This window comes from Roseiarcus sp., from assembly GCF_052145395.1.
Taxonomy (GTDB): Bacteria; Pseudomonadota; Alphaproteobacteria; order Rhizobiales; family Beijerinckiaceae; genus Roseiarcus.
Map to the genome: position 1 here is coordinate 1 of NZ_JBKQOT010000881.1, position 4,540 is coordinate 4,540.

5 protein-coding genes are annotated in these 4,540 nt (G+C 59.8%); 3 read left to right on the forward strand and 2 right to left on the reverse strand.

Annotated elements, in window-relative coordinates; genetic code table 11:
* The first annotated feature begins 744 nt into the window (after positions 1-744).
* Positions 745-1,299 carry a sigma-70 family RNA polymerase sigma factor gene (locus ACLP25_RS30495; protein WP_442472836.1) on the forward strand — a complete coding sequence of 185 codons (555 nt, stop codon included), beginning with the start codon at positions 745-747 and terminating at the stop codon, positions 1,297-1,299.
* Between the two features lie 193 nt (positions 1,300-1,492).
* Here the strand turns inward: ACLP25_RS30495 and ACLP25_RS30500 are convergent, their stop codons facing one another.
* Together ACLP25_RS30500 and ACLP25_RS30505 are read right to left on the reverse strand one after the other, a co-directional pair.
* Positions 1,493-1,996 (reverse strand): hypothetical protein, encoded by a 504-nt coding sequence (locus ACLP25_RS30500; protein ID WP_442472837.1) that lies wholly within the window; start codon positions 1,994-1,996, stop codon positions 1,493-1,495.
* Positions 1,997-2,270: 274 nt separating this feature from the next.
* The gene (locus ACLP25_RS30505) at positions 2,271-2,408 is read right to left on the reverse strand and encodes a hypothetical protein (RefSeq protein WP_442472838.1); all 138 of its coding nucleotides are present in this window, start codon (positions 2,406-2,408) and stop codon (positions 2,271-2,273) included.
* A gap of 744 nt (positions 2,409-3,152) precedes the next feature.
* On the opposite strand from ACLP25_RS30505, the gene ACLP25_RS30510 reads away from it, so the two are divergent.
* A complete protein-coding gene (locus ACLP25_RS30510; protein WP_442472839.1) occupies positions 3,153-3,593 on the forward strand; it encodes a BA14K family protein in 441 nt (146 codons plus the stop codon).
* 415 nt (positions 3,594-4,008) lie between these two features.
* A complete protein-coding gene (locus ACLP25_RS30515) occupies positions 4,009-4,431 on the forward strand; it encodes a CsbD family protein (protein WP_442472840.1) in 423 nt (140 codons plus the stop codon).
* Positions 4,432-4,540: the final 109 nt, after the last annotated feature.

Genomic DNA, 4,540 nt, shown 5'->3' on the forward strand with positions numbered 1-4,540 from the left:
GAAGCCGTACTCGGCTTCCTGCGCGAAACCGTGCCTCGCCGGTTCGACGAGTTCTCGTCAACCATCACCGACAATTTCCGCGTCATCGACCCGAAGGATTTTCGGATCCTCGCGTGACACCGCTATAGGCGCTTTCAGCAAGGCGTATCGGGCGCTCGACGCCTACGCGGCGATGCGGTTGCGCCGGTGGTTGCGCTTCAAACACAACGTCAGGGGACGCAAGGGCGGGGGCTCCTCGCAGGCCGCTTCGGCGCCCGCCCTGCGCCCGCCCGACGCCTTCCCCTCGCGGCCGACGGGCGCCATCAAAGCCATTGTCGAACAGACTAGCACGATCTTCTGCTTATCCGAAGAAAATGCTTCGCCGCGCTTCGGCGGTCCGGCCTCACGCCGCCGTTTTCAGCTCGCGCGCCGGCACGGGAAGAAAGGTCGTTCCTGGCCTCGGTTTTCGACGGGCCGCACGCCGTCAAAGCCGCGCCTTTTCGGCCAGCCTCGCCTGCAGGCCTGCGGGCGGCGCGCTTCGATCGGGCCCATCCGTCTGGCGCGCGACTCACCGGTAGGTTCGGCCAAAATGCGGTGTTGCCAGCCGGAATTGCGAACTAGGTGAGGCGGATCGAAATCACCGCGGTCCGACGGCCGTTTTGAGTAGTTTCCGTTCCTCCCCTTCATGGTTCCGTCCAACTAGGTTGACCTCGGACTGTCATCAAGGCGCGACCGCACGCCGCTGATGTCAAACGAGGATATGCCATGCACGCGAATTGGGAACAGTCCTCGATCGCTTTCCAGTCGAGAAGCGCTGCAAGCCGAATGGCAACAACACTGCCGTCGGACGACTTCAGGGACGACCTCATCTCCGAAATTAAGAATTTGCGGGCATTCGCGGTTTCTCTTTCCGGGTCAGTATCGGCCGCCGATGACCTCGTGCAAGAAACGCTTCTGCGCGCATGGAGCAAATCTGAACAGTTTCGAGTCGGGACAAATCTGAAGGCTTGGTTGCTGACGATCTTGCGGAACGTCTTTTATTCCAGTTGTCGCAAGCGCGCCCGCGAGGTGCAGGACGGCGACGGCGTGTACGCGGGTCGTCTCGCGGTCCCGGGGGATCAGGAAGGCCATGTCGATCTGCAAGACTTTCGCAGAGCATTGGCCAAGCTTCCGGCCGACCAACGGGAAGTCCTGATCCTCGTGTGCGCGAGCGGTCATACATATGAAGAAGCGGCCGCAATCTGCCAGGTAGAGCTTGGAACGGTCAAGAGTCGCGTGAACCGCGCCCGGTTGAAGCTGATCAAGCTTCTCGACCTGTAGCCGGCCATCAATCGACAATGAGCTTCGAGAGGGGTTTCGGGATGATTTTGACGCGATTCCTCTCGCCCGACGCGTGATCCTCTCTCTGAGTGAAGCCGGTTGGCGCGGGGATGGCCGCCGGGAACCACTGGCGGCCGCTTCGCTCGAGAGGAGGCTTACCGCGCTCAGACGCGGCGGCCTCTTTGTCGCGCTATTACTCCTTGCTTTCAATCGTCCATGTCGCCGGGCCGGTGGACTTTGCCGTCCAGGTATATGGCTTGCCGGCGAGCGACGCCGCAGCGCCGGTCGCGATCAGGTTAGCGCCCTTTCCCGAGCCGGTCCAGCCGGTCACTTTGCCGTCGGCCATCGTCAGAGCGAGTTTGCCCTCTGTGCCCTGCCACACCAAAGTGGAGCCCGCGTTGCGGGCGACGCCGCTGTCAGAGCGCATAACAGCGTTCGGCCCGTCCCATTCCCAGATGTTCCTGCCGGTCGTGACGCCGCCACTCATCGGGCCCGAATCGATGCGACAACTATACTCGCCAACCTGGATCGTATGGCCCTCGCGATCTCCGAGCGGCTCGGGCGCGCCGCCGCCGACGGCCTGACAGGTGAATGTGAAAGTCATCTCTTGCGCGACCGCGCTTGGCGCTGTCGTCGAAAGCGCGATGACAGCAGTCGCGATGCCGCAAATGTCTCGTAAAGAGTTCAGCTTGACCATCGAAACCTCCTCGCTTCTCTGCGAGGCGCGCGACGACGCGTTGTCCCCTCCTCTCTGCGCTCGTCCACGTGCCCCTTACATGGAAGCCAGTAAATATGGACCCGCACCCGGCGCACTCGCGCTTCGCCTTCGCCTCAAGATCGATCGCGCCCCGTCAAAAGCAATACTTTCTCTTGCTGCGAATTCCGGACAAGAGGCTCAGCGACCTGAGACGTTCACTTCCCAAGTGTGCCGGCGATGATGATCGTCTTGAGCCGATCTCCTCGATTGGCCGTCACGCGGTGCGGTAGATCTTGGCGCGAAATCCTTCGGCCTCGAAGCGGATGATGCACCGCTCCGCGGCGGCGCGGGACGCGAACACGTGATATTGGGGCCAGACGCTGTCGATGCCTAGAGCGAGTACTTTGTACATCGCGGCCTCCCCGTGAAGCGGCCTACTCGGCCCGGCGCTAATCGCCGATCGGGCCTCGATTGTATCGACCAATTCCGGGAACAATTGCGTTAGAACTGGCCGAATTGCGCTACGCGCCGCGATCGGGTGCATGGGGTTTTACTCCTACATAGCGCCAAGCATCCGACCGAATTTGGCGCGTACCAACCCTTACTCAATCACGAAGGTAGTCGGCGCAGTAGCTTCGGAAAGTACCTAGGCGAAGTTGAGACGTGCGGGAAACGACTCCCCTAACTCGTCTCCGCGACGGCATCGCGAGACTCTTTCCATCAATCCTCATTCCATCCGGGGAGGTCTTAGATTCTGGCCCTGCCGCAAACTCAACGGCAAACGTATTCTCTGGGACGGTCGTAAATTAAATGCCTCGCCCCTTTCGCGACCGCGTGTTCGAGGAGACAGCCGCAATCTTGCAAACTGCGAAGTCCACGGCCCGATCTGAATGCCCGCTTCTTGCGGGAGCGGCAGTTCCACGCAAATCACGGCGGTCACTGGCGACGGTAGTCCGTTCGACGCGCGCTTGGGAACCACGGCCATGGACACGAATACACGATTGGTCATCCTCGGCTGAGAATCGGAAAAATAGAATCGGAAACGACCTGACCCCCTGCGACTCGTAGGGGCTGCGCGACTGTAGAATGGGTATTTTCCGAACCTATCCCATCCTTGCAGCACCCGCTATGATTTAGCTTGAACTTGGAGGTTCAAATGAAGAGCTTTTTGTTTGGCGGCTTCGTTGTCGTAACCACTTTGATGATTCCGTTGGCGCCCGCCTTGTCGCAGGCCGATTACGGAGCGGCCCATCCACGTATGAGTCATAGTTACGCTGGTCATGGCCCGGCGCGATCTCAACATCAATATCGCGGCTATGCGCACGGTCAGGGGCCGGGATATGGCGTTGGGGCCGGCGTCGCAGCCGTGGCGGCGGGCGCACTAATCGGCGGAGCCATCGCTTCTCAGAACCAGGGCTACTACCCGGCCGAGACTTATCCCGTGTATTCAGATCCAGGTTACGTGTATACCGACGCCGCTCCTGTTGTGTATAACAGCGGCGATTTGGTAGCGTACTGCGAACAAACTTACAGATCCTACGATCCGGCAAGTGGGAGCTATCTCGGCTATGATGGGTTTCGGCATCCTTGCCCATGATCGGCTGTGAACTGATCGGTGCAGCGATGTCGAACGAAAGTCAAAACAATGATGCGCAATCGAAGCCCTTTCGCCTCGACGGCCGCTGAAAGCGGCGGATTTTTCCTCGCATATTGACTAATACGAGGGAGCAGCCGAAGAGAAGCGAGAGTAAATGCTTAAGATCTCGCAGATCGCGTTAACCGGATTGATATGCGCAACAATGCTCGCTATCGGTATTGGGCTTGTTTTTCCGGTGAGCGGCGCCGTCGGGGCTGTATGCGACGTTTTGGCTGTCGCGTCGGGCGTCTTTTTTGTCGGGATGCTTGATGGCCAATCGCCCAAAACGACGGCGCCATCTCTGGCTACTGGGCTGCGATCGGGACCGAAAGCCCAAGGCGGCTTAAGTCTAACAAGAACAAGTTAGGACATTCTTATGGAAAGCAATCGCATCGAGGGCATCGGCCATCAAGTCAAAGGGGCCGTCATGGAGCGTCTAGGCAAAGCCATCGGCGACGCGAAGCTGGCGGCTGATGGAGCCGCCGAGCGGGCAATCGGCGACGAACAGAACGTTGCCGGCGCTGGCGGGGATCAACTGATCGGGGTGGACGCCGATCGCATCAAGGGCATCGCCCATCAAGTCAAAGGCGCGTTGATCCAAGGTTTCGGCGCTATCGTCGGAAATCCGCAACTGGCGGCCGACGGCGTCGCCGAGCGGTTGGCCGGCAAAGCGCAAAATGCCGCCGGCAGCGCGAGGGACTTGGCGCGCGAGGAGGTAGAGAAACAACGCGCGGCAGTCGAACACTTAAATTGTAGGAATGCTTTACGCGTAAAACACACTAAGGCGAACGCGCCTTAGAGCCCGACTCGAAATTCAAACGGCTTCGTTTTTCCGCGCAATCCTTCGCATAAGGAGGAAAGCGAGGGCCAATTGGAGCCATGCGAGTGAGGATTCGATTGTCGCCTCG